This is a genomic window from Stenotrophomonas sp. Marseille-Q4652, from assembly GCF_916618915.1.
In the GTDB taxonomy this organism is placed as follows: Bacteria; Pseudomonadota; Gammaproteobacteria; order Xanthomonadales; family Xanthomonadaceae; genus Stenotrophomonas.
This window is the reverse complement of record NZ_CAKAKE010000001.1, coordinates 1,460,020-1,477,250: the sequence shown is the minus strand read 5'-3', so window position 1 is coordinate 1,477,250 and position 17,231 is coordinate 1,460,020. Positions and strand designations below refer to the sequence as shown.

At 68.4% G+C, this 17,231-nt stretch carries 15 protein-coding genes; 8 read left to right on the top strand and 7 right to left on the bottom strand.

From position 1 onward, the window contains the following. Nucleotides 1–27: 27 nt before the first annotated feature. Nucleotides 28–1,338 (bottom strand): aspartate aminotransferase family protein, encoded by a 1,311-nt coding sequence (locus tag LG380_RS06920; RefSeq protein ID WP_225766509.1) that lies wholly within the window; start codon nt 1,336–1,338, stop codon nt 28–30. Between the two features lie 162 nt (nt 1,339–1,500). Between LG380_RS06920 and LG380_RS06915 the strand changes: the two genes are divergently transcribed. From LG380_RS06915 to rlmF, 3 genes are all read left to right on the top strand, one after another. Continuing rightward, nucleotides 1,501–3,003, top strand: a complete 1,503-nt coding sequence (locus tag LG380_RS06915) for an aldehyde dehydrogenase (protein WP_225764175.1) — start codon at nt 1,501–1,503, stop codon at nt 3,001–3,003. 94 nt (nt 3,004–3,097) lie between these two features. Then, the gene (locus tag LG380_RS06910; protein WP_225764174.1) at nt 3,098–3,580 is read left to right on the top strand and encodes a hypothetical protein; all 483 of its coding nucleotides are present in this window, start codon (nt 3,098–3,100) and stop codon (nt 3,578–3,580) included. Between the two features lie 56 nt (nt 3,581–3,636). Further along, entirely contained in the window at nt 3,637–4,641 is a 1,005-nt protein-coding gene (gene rlmF, locus LG380_RS06905) for a 23S rRNA (adenine(1618)-N(6))-methyltransferase RlmF (protein ID WP_225764173.1), read from the top strand. A 51-nt stretch (nt 4,642–4,692) separates the two neighbouring features. On the opposite strand, the gene LG380_RS06900 is transcribed toward rlmF, so the two are convergent. From LG380_RS06900 to LG380_RS06890, 3 genes are all read right to left on the bottom strand, one after another. Next, nucleotides 4,693–5,556, bottom strand: a complete 864-nt coding sequence (locus LG380_RS06900) for a PA4780 family RIO1-like protein kinase (protein WP_225764172.1) — start codon at nt 5,554–5,556, stop codon at nt 4,693–4,695. Between the two features lie 168 nt (nt 5,557–5,724). Next, on the bottom strand, nt 5,725–6,159 hold the full coding sequence (locus LG380_RS06895; RefSeq protein WP_225764171.1) for a PepSY domain-containing protein: 435 nt from the start codon (nt 6,157–6,159) through the stop codon (nt 5,725–5,727). A gap of 124 nt (nt 6,160–6,283) precedes the next feature. Next, nucleotides 6,284–6,706 carry a YqaA family protein gene (locus LG380_RS06890; protein ID WP_225766507.1) on the bottom strand — a complete coding sequence of 141 codons (423 nt, stop codon included), beginning with the start codon at nt 6,704–6,706 and terminating at the stop codon, nt 6,284–6,286. A gap of 149 nt (nt 6,707–6,855) precedes the next feature. On the opposite strand from LG380_RS06890, the gene LG380_RS06885 reads away from it, so the two are divergent. After that, the gene (locus LG380_RS06885; RefSeq protein ID WP_225764170.1) at nt 6,856–8,169 is read left to right on the top strand and encodes an MFS transporter; all 1,314 of its coding nucleotides are present in this window, start codon (nt 6,856–6,858) and stop codon (nt 8,167–8,169) included. Nucleotides 8,170–8,190: 21 nt separating this feature from the next. Here the strand turns inward: LG380_RS06885 and LG380_RS06880 are convergent, their stop codons facing one another. The 3 genes from LG380_RS06880 to LG380_RS06870 all read right to left on the bottom strand — a co-directional run bounded on the left by LG380_RS06880 (nt 8,191) and on the right by LG380_RS06870 (nt 12,261). After that, a complete protein-coding gene (locus LG380_RS06880; protein ID WP_225764167.1) occupies nt 8,191–9,513 on the bottom strand; it encodes a diguanylate cyclase in 1,323 nt (440 codons plus the stop codon). Nucleotides 9,514–9,580: 67 nt separating this feature from the next. After that, nucleotides 9,581–10,882, bottom strand: a complete 1,302-nt coding sequence (locus LG380_RS06875) for an FAD-binding oxidoreductase (protein WP_225764165.1) — start codon at nt 10,880–10,882, stop codon at nt 9,581–9,583. After that, nucleotides 10,882–12,261 (bottom strand): glutamine synthetase family protein, encoded by a 1,380-nt coding sequence (locus LG380_RS06870; protein ID WP_225764163.1) that lies wholly within the window; start codon nt 12,259–12,261, stop codon nt 10,882–10,884. Before LG380_RS06870 ends, LG380_RS06875 begins: the two co-directional genes overlap by 1 nt. A gap of 121 nt (nt 12,262–12,382) precedes the next feature. On the opposite strand from LG380_RS06870, the gene LG380_RS06865 reads away from it, so the two are divergent. The 4 genes from LG380_RS06865 (at nt 12,383) to LG380_RS06850 (ending at nt 17,169) form a co-directional block, all read left to right on the top strand. Beyond that, entirely contained in the window at nt 12,383–13,138 is a 756-nt protein-coding gene (locus tag LG380_RS06865; RefSeq protein ID WP_225764161.1) for a gamma-glutamyl-gamma-aminobutyrate hydrolase family protein, read from the top strand. A gap of 3 nt (nt 13,139–13,141) precedes the next feature. Beyond that, nucleotides 13,142–14,533, top strand: coding sequence for a glutamine synthetase family protein (locus LG380_RS06860; protein ID WP_225764160.1), 1,392 nt, complete (start codon nt 13,142–13,144; stop codon nt 14,531–14,533). Nucleotides 14,534–14,609: 76 nt separating this feature from the next. Next, nucleotides 14,610–15,974 (top strand): aspartate aminotransferase family protein, encoded by a 1,365-nt coding sequence (locus LG380_RS06855; RefSeq protein ID WP_225764159.1) that lies wholly within the window; start codon nt 14,610–14,612, stop codon nt 15,972–15,974. Between the two features lie 73 nt (nt 15,975–16,047). Next, a complete protein-coding gene (locus tag LG380_RS06850) occupies nt 16,048–17,169 on the top strand; it encodes a polyamine ABC transporter substrate-binding protein (protein WP_225764158.1) in 1,122 nt (373 codons plus the stop codon). Nucleotides 17,170–17,231: the final 62 nt, after the last annotated feature.

The following is a 17,231-nucleotide window of genomic DNA, read 5'->3' as shown; positions in this document are numbered from 1 at the left end:
GGACGTTCTCCTGGAGCTGCGGGCAGGTCAGGCGGTGGCGCGGATCATCCTGGCGAGCACATCGAAGATGCGGTCGATCTGCGCCTTGTCGATGATCAGCGGCGGCGACAGCGCGATGGTGTCGCCGGTGACGCGCACCAGCAGGTCGCCCTCGCGGAAGCAGCGCTCGAACACCTCGTAGCCACGGCTGCCCGGCGCGCCCTCGCGCGGGGCGAACTCGACCGCGCCGATCAGGCCGAAGTTGCGGATGTCGATGACGTTGGGCAGGCCCCTGAGCGCGTGGATCGCATCGGCCCAGTAGTCCTCGAGCTCGATCGCGCGCTCGAACAGGTTTTCCTCGGCGTAGATGTCCAGCGTGGCCAGGGCAGCGGCGCAGGCCATCGGGTGGCCGGAATAGGTGTAGCCGTGGAACAGGTCGATCGCCGCCGGCGGTCCCTGCATGAAGGCATCGTGGATCGCGCTGGACAGCAACACCGCGCCCATCGGGATGGTGCCGTTGGTCAGCCCCTTGGCGCAGGTGATCATGTCCGGGGTGACGCCGAAGCGCTGCGCGGCAAAGGCCTTGCCGACACGGCCAAAGCCGGTGATGACCTCGTCGAACACCAGCAGGATGCCGTGGCGGTCGCAGATCTCGCGCACCCGCTGCAGGTAGCCCTCGGGCGGAAGGATCACGCCGGCCGAACCGGAGATCGGCTCGACGAACACCGCGGCGATGGTGGACGCGTCGTTGAGCGCGATCAGCCGCTCCAGGTCCTCGGCCAGTTCCACCCCGTGCACGGGCAGGCCACGGCTGAAGGCATTGCGGCCGACGTCCAGGGTGTGCCGCATGTGCGCCACGCCCGGCAGCAGCGGGCCGAACCACTTGCGGTTGTTGGGCAGGCCGCCAATCGACAGGCCGCCGAAGCCGACGCCGTGGTAGGCCTTCTCGCGGCCGATGAAACGGGTGCGCTGGCCCTCGCCACGCAGGCGGTGCCAGGCCAGGGCGATCTTCATCGCGCTGTCCACCGCCTCCGAGCCGGAGTTGGCGTAGAACACGTGGTCCAGCCCGTCCGGCGCGATTGCCGCCAGCCGCTCGGCCAGCACGAACGGCAGGGGCGAGCTCATCTGGAAGTTGGGCGCGAAATCCAGCGTGGCGACCTGGTGCTGCACCGCCTGCACGATGCGCTCGCGGGTGTGGCCGGCGTTGCAGCACCACAGGCCGGCGGCACCATCGAGGACCTGCCGGCCCTCCACGTCGCGGTAGTACATGCCCGACGCACTGGCCAGCAGGCGCGGTGCGGCCTTGAACTGGCGGTTGGCGGTGAAGGGCATCCAGAACGCGTCCAGCGATGGCGGCATCGCCGTGGCCGGGTGCTGGCCAAAGTCCTCGGGTAACGCGTCGGTGCGCATGGTGGGCTCCTGGGGACGGATCGCCTGACTCTACCGCAGGCATCGGCGGCCGGCGTGGTGGTCACGGTCGCGGCGGTACCATCGACCGATGCCCGCACACGGACCTTGCCGATGAACGCACCCCGCACCCGCGCCGACTGGCAGGCGATGGCCGACGGCCTGTCGCTGCGCACCAAAGCCTGGATCGATGGCCGCCATGTCGATGCTGCCGATGGCCGCACCTTCGACTGCACCAGCCCGATCGACGGCCGCGTGCTTGGCCAGGTCGCCTCCTGTGGCGAGCGCGACGTCGATGCCGCCGTCCGTGCGGCGCGGCGCGCCTTCGATGCCGGGCACTGGTCGCGGGCGCGGCCGGTGCACCGCAAGAAGACCCTGCAGAAGCTGGTCGCGTTGATCGAGCGCCACGCCGACGAGCTGGCCCTGCTGGAAACCCTGGACATGGGCAAGCCGATCGACGATGCCCGCAACGTCGACATCGCCGCCACCATCCGCTGCTTTGGCTGGACCGCCGAGGCGCTGGACAAGGTCTATGGCGAGATCGCGCCGACCGGACAGGACGAGCTGGGCCTGGTTACCCGCGAGCCGCTGGGCGTGGTCGCCGCCATCGTGCCGTGGAATTTTCCGCTGCTGATGGCCGCGTGGAAGATTGCCCCGGCACTGGCGATGGGCAACTCGGTGGTGCTCAAGCCGTCGGAGAAGTCACCCCTGAGTGCGTTGCGCCTGGCCGAACTGGTCGCCGAGGCCGGCGTCCCCGAAGGCGTGTTCAACGTGCTGCCGGGCACCGGCAAGGACACCGGCGAGCCGCTGGCCCTGCACATGGACGTGGACGGACTGGTGTTCACCGGATCGACCGCGGTGGGCAAGCGCCTGCTGCAGTGCGCCGGCCTGTCGAACATGAAACGCGCCTACATGGAGTGTGGCGGCAAGAGCCCGAACATCGTCTTCGCCGATGCCCCGGACCTGGGCAAGGCCGCCGAGGCCGCGGCGATGGGTGTCTTCTACAACCAAGGCGAGGTCTGCACCGCGGCCTCGCGCCTGCTGGTGGAGCGGGCCATCCACGAGGAGTTCGTCGCCCGCGTGATCGAGGCCGGCAGGGAGATGCAGCCGCGCCATCCGCTCGAACCCGGCGCGCCGATGGGCGCGCTGGTAGACGAAACCCAGACCAGGCGCGTGCTCGAATACATCGCCAGGGGCCAGGCCGAGGGCGCCACGCTGGCCCTGGGCGGCAAGCGCATCTCGCCGGTGGAAGGTGGCTGCTATGTCGAGCCGACCGTGTTCAACGACGTGCGGCCCGAGCACACGATCTCGCGCGAGGAGATCTTCGGCCCGGTGCTGGCGGTGATCCCGTTCGACGACGAGGCGCAGGCGCTGCGCATCGCCAACGACACCGAGTACGGCCTGGCCGCCGGGGTGTGGACGGCCAACCTGTCCCGTGCGCACCGCGTCGCGCGCGGCCTGCGTGCCGGCAGCGTCTGGGTCAATTACTGGGATGGCGGCGACATGACCGCGCCGTTCGGCGGCTACAAGCAATCCGGCAATGGCCGCGACAAGTCGCTGCACGCCTTCGACAAGTACACCGAGGTCAAGGCGACGTGGATCAACCTGGCTGACTGACGTGCGGGGATGCTTGCGCGGTAGAACCGCTGGGATAAGTTCCGAAAGTTGATTTAGTTCAAGCGCGGTCTTGGCAGACCTAAAAAAGGAAATCATGAAACTTGCCTCAGCTCTATTCCTGACGCTGCTCAGCTCAGGTGCTTGCGCAGCCGATATCGCCTCTTGCTCCAACCCCAGTGGAAAGGGCTACTACCCCGAAAAAGGCATCATTTCCGCCCAGGACAGTGGTTGGGAGGATGAGAGGATTACCAACGGCATCACCAAGCTGGTCAGACAGGCAGACGGCGGCTATGACGTCCTGTTTGTTGATGTCCGCAACGAGATCGTCTCCGCTCTCCAGGATGGCGCCCTCGTGGTTCCGCTCAATCGTGGGGAGGATGTCTTCTCAGTACTGGTCGTGTACCCGGGTAAAACCGCGGAGGTCTATACCTTTCTCAGGACCACGTCAGGAAAGCTTGAGTACATCCACACCTTGAGTCGTGCAGGTGATTCGGTTTTCATCTCCAAGGCGTCAGTAATGCGCGGAGACTGTGCCTACATCAACTTTGGGGCACTCCCTGCTGAAGCCGGTCAGTGAAACGGTAGGACCGAACAATCTTTGCCCACCGCGCGACGGTGGCGTCTAATTCCGCCATGAAATCCTCCCCCTCCGGGCCGCGTCCGCCGCAGGCACGCAAGACCCTGCCGGCACCGACACCCCTGCATCCACGCAACCGCCACCAGGGTCGCTACGACCTGGCGCGGCTGGTCGCGACCAATCCCTCACTGCGTCCTCACCTGGTGCGGACCCCAGCCGGCGAGAGCATTGATTTCGGCAATCCGCAGGCGGTGCGCGAGCTCAATCGCGCGCTGCTGGCCGCCGACTACGGCATCGCGTCCTGGGATATCCCTGCCGGCTACCTGTGCCCGCCGGTGCCCGGCCGTGCCGACTACCTGCATGGCCTGGCCGACCTGTTGGCTGCGGACAACGGTGGCGAGATCCCGCGCGGCGCCTCGGTACGCGTGCTAGATGTCGGCACCGGCGCCAATGTGATCTATCCGCTGCTTGGCCACGCCGAGTACGGCTGGCGCTTTGTCGGCAGCGATATCGATGCGGCGGCGCTGAAGGCCGCGACAGCCACGGTGCAGGCGAACAGCCTGCAGAAGATGATCGAGCTGCGCCAGCAGCACGCGGCCGCCAGCCTGTTCAAGGGGGTGGTGCAGCCGGGCGAGCACTTTGCGCTGACCCTGTGCAATCCGCCGTTCCACACCTCCGCGGCCGAGGCGGCGCAAGGCACGCGGCGCAAGCTGCGCAACCTGGGCGGCGATCCGAAGTCCGCGCCTGCGCGCGGCGGCAAGGGCCTGACGCTCAACTTCGGCGGCCAGGCCAACGAGCTGTGGTGCCCCGGTGGCGAGGCCGCGTTCCTGCGACGGATGATCGGCGAGAGCGCCGAACTGCAGACGCAGGTGCTGTGGTTCAGCAGCCTGGTCGCCAGAAGCGAGCACCTGCCGGACATCCGCAGGCAACTGGCGAAGGTCGGTGCGGTCGAGGTGCGCGAGGTGCCGATGGCCCAGGGCAACAAGCAGAGCCGCTTCGTGGCGTGGAGCTTCCACGATGCGGGCGCGCGCACGGAGTGGTGGCGGGTCGCTGCCAACTGACAACGGATTCCGGGGAATGGGTAGCACGCCGGTGCGCGCTGGCAGCGCGGCTCAGTCGTCGTCGAATTCGGCGGCGGCCTGGCGGCCCTGTTCGCGGATCAGCGCCAGTTCGCGGGCGTCGTTGATCGCATCGCGCACGCTGTCCAGGTCGACATGGCGCTCGTCCGGCGTGAACCGGCCGGTCAGCACGGTGTCCGGCAGCAGGTCGCCCGCCTCGAACAGCTCCCACATCTCCTCGCCGTACCAGGTGTCGAGCAGCTCCGGCGCCCAGCGGCCGAGGTAGGCGGTGAGGTTGTTGACGTCGCGCAGCAGCATGGCGCGGGCGGCGTTGTTGCCGGCGGCGCTGACCACCTGCGGGAAGTCGATCACCACCGGGCCGTCCGGGCCGACCAGCACGTTGTACGGCGACAGGTCGCCGTGGATCAGGCCGCAGCAGAGCATCAGCTTGACCTGCTGCACCAGCACGGCGTGGTACCCACGAGCCTGTCCGGCACCCGGCTCGATCTCGCCCAGGCGCGGTGCGCTGTAGCCGTCGGCATCGGTGACCAGTTCCATCACCAGCACGCCGTGGAAATAGCCGAACGGCTCGGGCACGCGCGCGCCGGCGTCGCGCAGCTGGTACAGCGCGTCGACCTCGGTGTTCTTCCAGGCCGTTTCCTGCTGCTTGCGGCCGTACTTGCTGGCCTTGGCGATGGCGCGCGACTCGCGGCTGCCACGCACCTTGCGCCCTTCCTGATACTGCACGCGCTGCTGGAAACTGCGTTGCGCCATGTCCTTGTAGACCTTCGCGCAACGGACCTCATCGCCGCTGCGCACGACGTAGACCGCCGCTTCCTTGCCGCTCTTGAGCGGTCGCAGCACTTCGTCGATGACGCCATCGTCGAGCAGCGCCTGCAGTCCCTGGGGTGTCTTCACGTGTTCTCGTCATGGCGGCCCCGCTGATGCAGCGCGGCCCGGCCGGCCATGGTCGCATCTTGGCCGGCGCAAGGCCATGGACGATGGCCAGCGGCAGCCCGGGCGGTTCAGGAGCCCGGAAACGACAGGCGCCGGCAATGCCGGCGCGTGTCTGTAGATACGGAGAAGTCAGTCGTGGGTGCGACCGATGACCTTGCCGTTGGTCGGGTCGAGGCGAAGTTCGAGCTTCTGCCCGTTCGCATCGGTGGCCTCGGCCTTCCACAGGCCATCATCGAACTTGACGTCCTTGACCCTGGTGTAGCCGGCGGCGGAGAGCTGGGCGCGGATGTCGGCCTCGCTCAGCTGCGACACGCTCGTTTCCGGATAGATGGTGCCGGTGGCCGGATCCAGCCGCACGTCGACGCGCTTGCCGTTGGCGCTGGTGGCATCGGCCTCCCACAGGCCGTCATCGAACTTCACGTCCTTGATCTTGGTGTAGCCCTGCGCTTCCAGCTGGGCGCGCACCTTCGGTGCCGTCAGCGCGTCCTGGGCCTGGGCAATGCCCGTGGTGGCGACGGCAAGGGCCGCTGCGAGCAGGGCGGTGCGGATCGGGGAGTGGCGCATGGGCGTCTCCTTCGGCGGACAGCTTTCGGGAGGCCCACGCTAGCCAGCGATGCTGGAGCCACCTGTGAAATCCGGCCGTATGCCGTCAGGAGGATTCATCGATGTCGAAGCGCGGTTAACCACCTCAGACGTAGTGCAGGGTCACCGCGGCCAGTACCAGATAGCGACCGGCCTTGGCCAGCGCCACCAGCGGCAGGAACCAGCGCAGCGGTTCGCGCATCACGCCGGCGGCCAGGGTCAGTGGATCGCCGATGACTGGCGCCCAGCTCAGCAGCAGCGACCAGCGTCCGTAGCGCGTGTACCAGCCGCGTGCCCGCTCCAGCGCCGCCGGCTTGACCGGGAACCAGCGCCGGTCGCTGTAGTGGGCCACGCCGCGCCCCAGCCACCAGTTCACCAGTGATCCGAGGATGTTGCCGGCGCTGGCCACGACCACCAGCAGCCACGCCGGATGGCCGCCCAGCAGCAGCGCCACCAGTACGGTCTCGGACTGGGCCGGGAGGAGGGTGGCGGCAAGCAAGGCGGCAAGGAACAGGCCGAGGTAGGACACGTTGGACGCACGAAACACGGCCCCGCAGGGTAGCGCTTCGGCTCCGGCCAAGACCGACTGCTTGCTGACAACAGGGGGAGCGCGCAATACCGGTCACGCCATCGCCCGGGTCTGCCAGAATCGGCCGGTCCCGCTGCCGAACAGAGTCGATGACCGCCAAGCCCAGCCAGTCGCCTGCCAACTCGCCCAGCCGCGTGCTGCTGGCCAGCCTGGTCGGCACCACCATCGAGTTCTACGACTTCTACATCTACGCCACCGCCGCGGTGCTGGTGTTCCCGAAGCTGTTCTTCCCGGCCAGCAGCGAGAGCGCCGCGCTGCTGCAGTCACTGGCCACGTTCGCGGTGGCCTTCATCGCGCGGCCGGTGGGCTCGGCGGTGTTCGGCCACTACGGCGACCGCATCGGCCGCAAGGCCACCCTGGTGGCGGCGCTGTTGACCATGGGCATCTCCACCGTGGTGATCGGCCTGCTGCCGACCCACGCGAGCATCGGCCTGCTGGCACCGGCGATGCTCGCGCTGTGCCGTTTCGGCCAGGGACTGGGTCTGGGCGGCGAATGGGGCGGTGCCGTGCTGCTGGCCACAGAGAACGCGCCGCCGGAAAAACGCGCCTGGTACGGGATGTTCCCGCAGCTGGGTGCGCCGCTGGGCTTCCTGCTTTCGGCCAGCGTGTTCCTGCTGCTGGGCCGGGTGCTGGACGACGCAGCGTTCCTGTCCTGGGGCTGGCGCGTGCCGTTCCTGGCCAGCGCGCTGCTGGTGATCGTCGGCCTGTGGGTGCGTCTGAACATCCACGAGACCCCGGACTTCCGCCGCGCCCTGCAGAGTGGCCAGCGCGTGCGCCTGCCGATGGCCGACGTGCTGCGCCGCCACGGTTTCGCGGTGGTGGTCGGCACCCTGGCCGGCTTTGCCACCTTCGTGCTGTTCTACCTGATGACGGTGTTCACCCTCGGCCATGGCACCGCAAAGCTGGGTTACACCCGCGAGGACTTCCTGCTGATGCAGATGGTGGGGATCCTGTTCTTTGCCGCCGGCATCCCGCTGGCCGCGCTCTATGGCGACCGCCATGGCACGGTGAAGGCCATGCTCGTGGCGACGGTGGGCATCTTCGCCTTCGGCCTGCTGTTCCAGCCGATGTTCCAGGCCGGCCACGCGGTGCAGGTGATGCTGTTCCTGGCCGTGGGCCTGTTCCTGATGGGCCTGACCTACGGCCCGTGCGGGACCATGCTGGCCAGCCTGTACCCGGTGCAGGTGCGCTACACCGGGGCGTCGCTGTCGTTCAACCTGGCCGGCATCCTCGGCGCGGCCCCGGCCCCGTACGTGGCAACCTGGCTGGCCTCGCACTACAGCCTGGCCGCGGTGGGCTATTACCTGTGCGCGGTGGCGGTGGCCACCGCGCTGGCGTTGCTGGCGATCCAGCGGCGTGGCACGTCGCGGCAGGCCGCGCTCGATACCTGCGCCGGCGGCTGAGCCCGGTGCCGCAGGCCGCCCTCAGGCGACCTGCTGGTCTTCCAGCCGCTTGACCTGGTTGCGGCCGCCGGCCTTGGCCAGGTAGAGCTGGCGGTCGGCCTCGGTGATCAGGTGGTGCAGCGAATCGCCCTGCGCCGGCAGGTAGCTGACGCCGATGCTGGCGGTCATGCGCAGGGTCTGCCCGTCCAGCTCGACGCTGATCCCGGCGATGGCCCGGCGCAGGCGCTCGAAGTAGTGGTCCACCTCGGCCTCGTCCATGTCCGGCACCATCAGGCAGAACTCCTCGCCGCCGAAGCGGGCGTAAAGGTCCTGCGGCCGGGCGTGGGTATTGACCACCGCGGCCACCGCACGCAGGGCCTGGTCACCGCCCTCGTGGCCGTAGGTGTCGTTGATGTGCTTGAAGTGGTCGATGTCGATCATCGCCACCGCCACCCGTTGGCCCTTGGCCTGCAACTGCGGCAGCAGGCGCTGGCTGTGCTCCAGGAAGCTGCGGCGATTGGGCAGGCCGGTCAGGAAGTCGCGGGTGGCGAGGTCCTGCAGGGTGCCGATCAGCTCGAGCTGGTCCACGTTCTGCGACACGCGGCAGAAGAACTCCTCGCGCGAGTAGGGCTTGCGCAGGAAGTCGTTGGCACCGTTCTTGAGGAAGCGCGGGATCAGCGAGGCGTCGTTGTTGCCGGAAATGCCGATCACCGCGACCTTGTCCCGCGAGCGGATTGCGCGCAGGCGACGGGTGAATTCCACGCCCTCCATGCCGGGCATCTCCTGGTCGACCACGGCCAGGCGGATGGAGGGATTGGCTTCCACCGCCTTGAGCCCGGCGTGGCCGTCGGCGGCCTGGATCACCTTGTAGCCATACAGCGACAGCAGCGCCGAGGCGTGGGCGCGGGCCGAGGGCGAGTCGTCCACCACCAGCGCCGAGATGCGCCGGTTGCGGTCCATGCGCTGCACCAGCCACACCAGGTAGTCGATGCTACCGGGCGTGTTCTTCAGCACGTAGTCGATGACCTGCTGCTGCAGGGCACGCTTGCGCAGGTCCTCGTCGTAGACGCCGCTGACCACCACGGTGGGCAGGCCGCGGGAAACGAAGAAATCCAGCACCTGGTCGCGGGCCCCGTCGGCCAGCACCAGTCCGGTCAGCACCAGGAACCAGCCCTGCTCGCGGTCCAGCAGTTCGGCCGCTTCGGCCAGGCTGGAGGCCACGCTGACCGGCAGTTCCAGTCGCTGCTCGATCGCCTCACGCAGCATGTTCGTGAAGGTGCGCGAGTTCTCCACCAGCAGGACACGCTGCGGGAGTGCGGGGGCTACCTCGTCGTCTTCTGTGACGGCCTGCAACATGACTGGCATGGGCTCAGGTTTCTGGTTGTCGCAGTGGTTAGCGGCCGGGCCTGAGGGAACTTTAGTCGGGTCGCGGCTACCACAGCGCGTCGCGCAGCTTGTACCAGGACATCGCGGCCACCAGCAGCGGCATGCGCAGGGCGCGGCCGCCGGGGAAGGGCTGGTGCGGGATGCGCGCGAAGGCGTCCAGCCGCTGCGACTGCCCGGCGATGGCCGCGGCGATGGCTTCCCCCGCCAGACCGGTGGAAGCCACGCCATGCCCGGAGAAGCCCTGGGCGAAATAGACATTGGGCGTGAGCCGGCCCCAGTGCGGGGCGCGGTTGCGGGTGATGTCGATGTAGCCGCCCCAGACGTATTCCAGCGCCACGTCGCACAGCTGCGGGAACACCCGGTGCATGCGCCGGGTCATCACCCCGCGCAGGCCGGGCGGGGGCAGCGCCGAATAGCTGGCGCGGCCGCCGAACAGCAGGCGGTGGTCGCGGCTGAGGCGGAAGTAGTCCAGCGCCCAGTTCACGTCGGACACCGCCATGTCATTGCGGATCAGCGACCGGGCACGCTCCTCGCCCAGCGGCATGGTCGCGCCGATGTAGGTGCCCACCGGCATCACGCGTGATTCCAGTTCCGGCGCAATGCCGCGCAGCCAGGCGTTGCCGGCCAGCACCACGAAGTCGGCGGTTACCGAGCCGTGCGCGGTACGCAGTTGCGGCCGCGCACCCCGCCGCAGTTCGACCACCGGCGAGTGCTCGTGGATCACCACGCCCGCGGCCAGCGCGGCAGCGGCCAGTCCGTTGGCGTAGGCCAGTGGATGCAGGTGGCCACTGGCCGGGTCGAACGCCGCGCCGAGGTAGCGGTTGCTCGCCAGCTGCTGGCGCAGCTGGTCGCGGTTCCACCACTGCAGCGGGTAGTCGTAGCGTTGGCCCATCTCGTCGACCCAGGCGCGCAGGGCGCGTTCCTGTCGCGGGCGGATCGCCACGCTGGCGTAGCCGTCGCGCCAGTCGCAGGCAATGGCATGGCGCTCGATGCGCCGTTTGAGCATCGTCATGCCGTCGCGGGAAAAGTCGAACAGCAGGCGCGCCTCGCCCTCCCCGACCAGCCGTTCCAGCACGTCCTGCTCGCAGCCATAACCGACGATGGCCTGGCCGCCATTGCGGCCGGACGCCCCCCAGCCGATGCGCTCGGCTTCCAGCACGGTGACGCGGTAGCCGGCCTCGGCCAGCGCCAGGGCGGCAGTCAGCCCGGTGTAGCCGGCGCCAAGGATGCAGACGTCGGCCACGGCATCGTCGCGCAGGGCAGGCTGGGCCGGCCGCAACGGCTCGCTGGCGGCATACCAGCTGGGCGGAAAGTCGGAAGGGGATGGAGCGGAAGACACCGCCGCCATCATACGGTCCCCAGGTACCAGGCGTAATCCAGATCCACCACCTGCGCCTGGAAGTCACGCAGCTCGCGCAGCTTCTGCTGCGCGTAGACGTGGCGGAACGTCTCGCCTAGGTGCCCGGCAATGAAGTCGCTGGACTGGAAGCGCTCGATCGCGCCCAGCCAGTGCGGCTGCCATGCCGGCTGCTGCGCATAGGCGTTGCCGATGACCGGCGGGCCGGGATCATGGCGGTGGTACAGCCCGTCCAGCATCCCGGCCAGCACCGCCGCGGCGACCAGATAGGGATTGGCGTCGGCCCCGGCAATGCGATGTTCGATGCGGGTATTGGCCGCATCGCTGCGGGGCACGCGCATGGCCACGGTGCGGTTGTTGAAGCCCCAGGCATCGTTGAGCGGGACGAAGGCGTTCGCGACGAAGCGGCGGTAGCTGTTGGCGTGCGGGGCGAACAGCAGCAGGCAGTCCTGCGCGCTGCGCTGCAGGCCGCCGACCGCATGGCGCAGCGCCCCGGCCGCGGCCTGCTCGCTTCCAGTCAATACGTTGTGGCCATCGCGGTCGAGCAGGCTCACGTGCAGGTGCAGGCCGCTGCCGGCCTGCCCGGCCAGCGGCTTGGCCATGAAACTGGCCAGCAGTCCCTGCTGGCGGGCGATGGCCTTGATCGTGCGCTTGAGCAGTACCGCCTCGTCGCAGGCCAGCAGCGCATCGGCACGGTGGTGCAGGTTGATCTCGAACTGGCCCGGCGCGTACTCGGCCACGGCGGCCTCGGCAGGGATGCGCTGGGCCCGGCAGGCGGCGGCGACCGCCTCCAGGAACACGTGCTGCACATCGAGCTCGTCGATCGAATAGACCTGCGTGCTGCAGCTGCGCTGGCCGGTGACCGGATCCAGCGCAGGTTGCGGGCGGCCTTGCGCATCGGGACGGGCGTCGAACAGGTAGAACTCCAGCTCCACTGCGAGCACCGGGACCAGCCCCAGCGCCTTGAACCCCTCCAGCACCCGGGCCAGCACCTGCCGCGGCTGCGCGGCAAACTGGCCACCGGCGTCGTCCTCCATCGCCAGCAGCAGTTGCGCGGTGGGCGTGGCCGTCCACGGCACCGGCCGCAGCGAGCCGGCAATCGGGCGGCAGACGCGGTCCTGGTCGCCGATGTCATAACCCAGGCCGGTCTCCTCGACGGTATTGCCGGTGATGTCGCTGGCCACCAGCGACATTGGCAGGCAGATGCCATCGCCGAAGGCCTTGTCCAGCGCCTCGATGCCAATGCGCTTGCCGCGCAGCACGCCGTTGGTGTCGGGAAGCAGCAGGTCCACCTGGCTGCAGCCATCGATCGCCCGCAGGGCCTGGCGGTCGGCGCCGGGCAGGTGCGGGAAAGCGTCGGGGTCGGTCATGGCAGGGTCCGTGGACGCGACGCGGGCAGCTTAGCAGGGGCAGGCGAGCGGCCGTGGCGGCGCGGTTGCGCCTGCGACGGGGCCGGCGGTAACGTGGCCGCAAGCCATCCGGATCCCATGCATGGCCAGTCTTCCACTGGTCGGTCTGCCTACCGACCGCAAGCCTGTCGGTCACCATCCCTTCCTCGCCGCCGGGGAAAAGTACGTGCGTGCCGTGGTCGACGGTGCCGGCGCCACGCCGCTGCTGCTGCCGATGTTGCAACCGCCGCTGCCGGCCGCGACGTGGCTGGACCTGCTCGACGGCCTGCTGCTGACCGGCGCCACCAGCAACATCGAGCCGCACCATTACGGCCCCGAGCCCAGCTGGGAAGGCAACCTGCACGACCCCGCCCGCGACGCCAACGTGCTGGGGCTGATCCCGCAGGCACTGGCGCGTGGCATGCCGATACTGGCGATCTGCCGCGGTTTCCAGGAGGTCAACGTCGCCCTGGGTGGCAGCCTGCACCAGAAGGTGCACGAGGTGCCCGGGCTGGCGGACCATCGCGAGGACCCGCAGGCCGATGTCGAGGTGCAGTACGCCCCGGCCCACGAGGTGCGCCTGGCCGAGGGCGGCCTGCTGGCCGGCATCGCCGGCGCCCCGATGGCACGGGTCAATTCGGTGCACGGGCAGGGCATCGCCCGGCTCGGCGGCGGGCTGGTGGTGGAGGCCACGGCCCCGGATGGGCTGGTGGAAGCGGTGCGCGGCCCCGGTCCTTCATTCCTGCTGGGAGTACAGTGGCATCCTGAATGGAGGGTGCGGGAGAACCCGTTCTACCTTGGCATCTTCCAGGCCTTCGGCGAGGCATGTCGCCGCTACCAGATACAGAAAAGAAGCTGACCCATGAAGTCGACCCCGCGCTCGCGCAAGGCTGCCGCCGCTCCCGTCGAACCGGAAAGCGCATTGCTGCGCTGGCTCAAGGAGCGACACATCACCGAGGTGGAGTGCCTGGTGCCGGACTTCACCGGCAACGCCCGCGGCAAGATCATCCCGGCCGACAAGTTCAGCCACGACTACGGCACCCGCCTGCCGGAAGGTATCTTCGCCACCACCGTCACCGGCGACTTCCCCGACGACTACTACGAGCTGACCTCGCCGTCGGACTCGGACATGATCCTGCGCCCGGACCCGGACACCGTGCGTATGGTGCCGTGGGCCACCGACCCGACCGCGCAGATCATCCACGACTGTTACACCAAGGCCGGGCAACCTCACGAGCTGGCGCCACGCAACGTGCTGCGCCGCGTGCTGCAGGAATACGCCGACCTCGGCCTGCGCCCGGTGGTCGCGCCGGAGCTGGAATTCTTCCTGGTGCAGAAGAACACCGACCCGGACTTTCCGCTGCTGCCGCCGGCCGGCCGCTCCGGACGCCCGGAGACCGCGCGGCAGTCCTACTCGATCGACGCGGTCAACGAGTTCGACCCGATCCTGGACCTGATGTACGACTACTGCGACGCGATGGAGCTGGACGTGGACACCCTGATCCACGAGTCCGGCGCCGCGCAGCTGGAGGTCAACTTCACCCATGCCGACGCGATGTCGCTGGCCGACCAGGTGTTCCTGTTCAAGCGAACGATGCGTGAGTCGGCGATGCGCCACGGTGTCTACGCGACCTTCCTGGCCAAGCCGATGGAGACCGAGCCCGGCAGCGCCATGCACATCCACCAGAGCCTGCTGCGCGAGAGCGACGGCACCAATGTGTTCAGTGGCGAGCGCGATGGCGAGTACAGCGAGACCTTCAGCCACTACCTGGCCGGCCTGCAGAAGTACGTGCCGATGGCGATGGCGTTCTTCGCGCCCAACGTGAACTCCTACCGCCGCCTCGTGTTCGGCGAGGTCTCGCCGAGCAACGTGCATTGGGGATTCGATAACCGCACCTGCGGCCTGCGCGTGCCGATCGACTCGCTGGAGAACATGCGCGTGGAGAGCCGCTTTGCCGGATCCGACGCCAACCCCTACCTGGCCATGGCCGCGACCCTGGCCTGCGGGTTGCTTGGCATCCGCCAGAAGCTGCAGCCGACCACGCCGATCAGCGGCAACGCCAAGGAGATGGGCTACGACCTGCCGCGCTCGCTGGGCGAGGCCCTGGACGGGCTGGAGGGCTGCCAGGAACTGCAGGAGCTGATGGGCGCGCGTTTCACCCGCGCCTACATCTCGGTCAAGCGCAAGGAATACGAGACCTTCTTCCGGGTGATCAGCTCGTGGGAGCGGGAGTTCCTGCTGTTGAACGTGTAAGCGCGCCGACCCGGCGCCTGCCGTTGCCTGTTCGTTGCGGGCGCCACCCGGCTCCCGCCGCCGCGAGGGGAGAGCCATGGGATCGTTGGACACGCGTACGCTGCAGGCGCTCGACGCCGCCCACCACCTGCATCCGTTCAACGACAACGCCGCGCTGGCGAAAAAGGGCACCCGCATCCTCACCCGCGGCCAGGGCTGTCATGTCTGGGATGCCGAGGGCAACCAGCTGCTGGATGCCTTCGCCGGGCTGTGGTGCGTCAACATCGGCTACGGCCGCCGCGAACTGGCGGCGGTCGCCGCGGCGCAGATGGAGCAACTGGCGTACTACAACAGCTTCTTCCAGTGCACGACCGAACCCACCATCGCACTGGCTGCGCAGCTGGCCGAACTCGCGCCGGGCGACCTCAACCATGCCTTCTTCACCAATTCCGGCTCGGAGGCCAACGACACCATCCTGCGCCTGGTGCGGCACTTCTGGGCGGTGCAGGGCCAGCCGGAAAAGAGCATCTTCATCGGCCGCCACAATGGCTACCACGGCACCACCATGGGCGGGGCCAGCCTGGGCGGGATGAAGGCAATGCACGGGCAGGGCGGGCTGCCGATCGCCGGCATCGAGCACATCGATCCGCCGTTCTGGTTCGGCGATGGCGGTGAGCTGGAGCCGGACGAGTACGGCCTGCTGGCCGCGCGGCGGCTGGAACGGAAGATCCTCGAGCTGGGGCCGGAACGGGTCGCCGCCTTCATTGGCGAGCCGGTGATGGGGGCCATCGGCGTGCACATTCCGCCGCCGAGCTACTGGCCGGAGATCGAGCGCATCTGCCGCCAGTACGACGTGCTGCTGGTGGCCGACGAGGTGATCTGCGGCTTCGGCCGCACCGGGCAGTGGTTCGGCTGCCAGCAGTTCGGTTTCCAGCCCGACGTCATGACCCTGGCCAAGGGCATCACCTCGGGCTACCTGCCGCTGGGCGCGGCGATGTTCAACGACCGCGTGGCCGGCGTGCTGAAGGAGCAGGGCGGGGAACTGGCCCACGGCTGCACCTATTCCGGGCACCCGGTATGCGCGGCGGTGGCGCTGGAGAACCTGCGCATCCTGGGCGAGGAGCGCATCGTCGAGCACGCCCGCGAGGACATCGCGCCGTACCTGGCCCAGCGCTGGGCCGAGCTGGGCGAGCATCCGCTGGTGGGCGAGGCGCGTATCGCCGGGCTGATGGGCGCGCTGGAGCTGGTGCCGGACAAGCGCTCGCGCGCGCCGTTCCCGGACGCCGGCCGGGTGGGCGGCCTGTGCCGCGACATCGCCCTGCGCCACGGGCTGATCCTGCGCGCCACCGCCGATGCGATGCTGCTGGAGCCACCGCTGGTGATCAGCCGTGCGCAGGTGGACGAGCTGTTCGACAAGGCCTGGTCCGCGCTGCAGGAAACGGCGCAAATGCTGGGCAAATAGGTCCTTCACCGTTACGCTGGCGGCCGCTGCCGGCCCGGCCGGTCCCCCTCCCATCCGGAATACTGGAGAACCCATGAAGCTGCGAATCCTGACCCTGGGCGTCGCCTCCCTGCTGGCCGCCTGTGGCGGCAATGACAGCAAGGGCGAGACCGCTCAAGGCGGCGAGGAAAAGGTCCTCAACGTCTACAACTACTCGGACTACATCGCCGAGGACACCATCCCGAACTTCGAGAAGGCCACCGGCATCAAGGTGACCTACGATGTGTTCGACAGCGACGAGATGGTCGAGACCAAGCTGCTGACCGGCAACAGCGGCTACGACATCGTCGTGCCGACGCTGAACTTCTTCGGCCGCCAGATCCAGGCCGGCGTGTTCCTGCCGCTGGACAAGAGCAAGATCCCGAACCTGGCCAACCTGGATCCGGACGTGATGGCGCGCATCGCCACCCAGGACCCGGAGAACAAGTACGGCGTGCCGTACATGATCGGCACCACCGGCATCGGCTACAACGTCGAAAAGCTCAAGGAGCGCTTCGGCGGCAGCACCGAGATCGCCAGCTCCTGGGACCTGGTGTTCAAGCCGGAGAACATCGCCAGGATGAAGGACTGCGGCGTGACCGTCCTGGACACCCCGGCCGACATGATCCCGATCGCCCTGCATTACCTGGGCGAGGATCCGCACAGCAACGACCCGGCCGCGATCCAGAAGGCCGCCGACCTGCTGAAGTCGATCCGCCCGTACGTGCAGAACTTCCACTCCAGCCAGTACGTCGGTTCGCTGGCCAATGGCAGCACCTGCCTGGTGGTGGGCTGGTCGGGTGACATCATCCAGGCCCGTGACCGCGCCGAAGAGGCCGGGAACGGCGTGGAAGTGGCCTACTCGATCCCGAAGGAAGGCGCCCCGCAGTGGTTCGACATGCTGGCGATCCCGAAGGATGCCAAGCATCCGGAAGCGGCCTACGCCTTCATCAACTACCTGCTGCAGCCGGAAGTGGCCGCGGCCAACACCAACTTCATCCAGTACGCCAACCCGGTGACCGCGGCCACGCCGCTGGTGGACGAGGACATTCGTGAGGACCAGACCATCTACCCGCCGGCGGACGTGGCGGCCAAGATGTTCACCTACTCGATCAACACTCCGGAAGTGGACAAGCTCTATACCCGGCTGTGGACCGAGATCAAGACCGGTCGCTGAGCGATGCGGGGTTGAGAGGGAAGGGCCGGCATTGCCGGCCCTTTTCTTTTGCCATCGGCCCG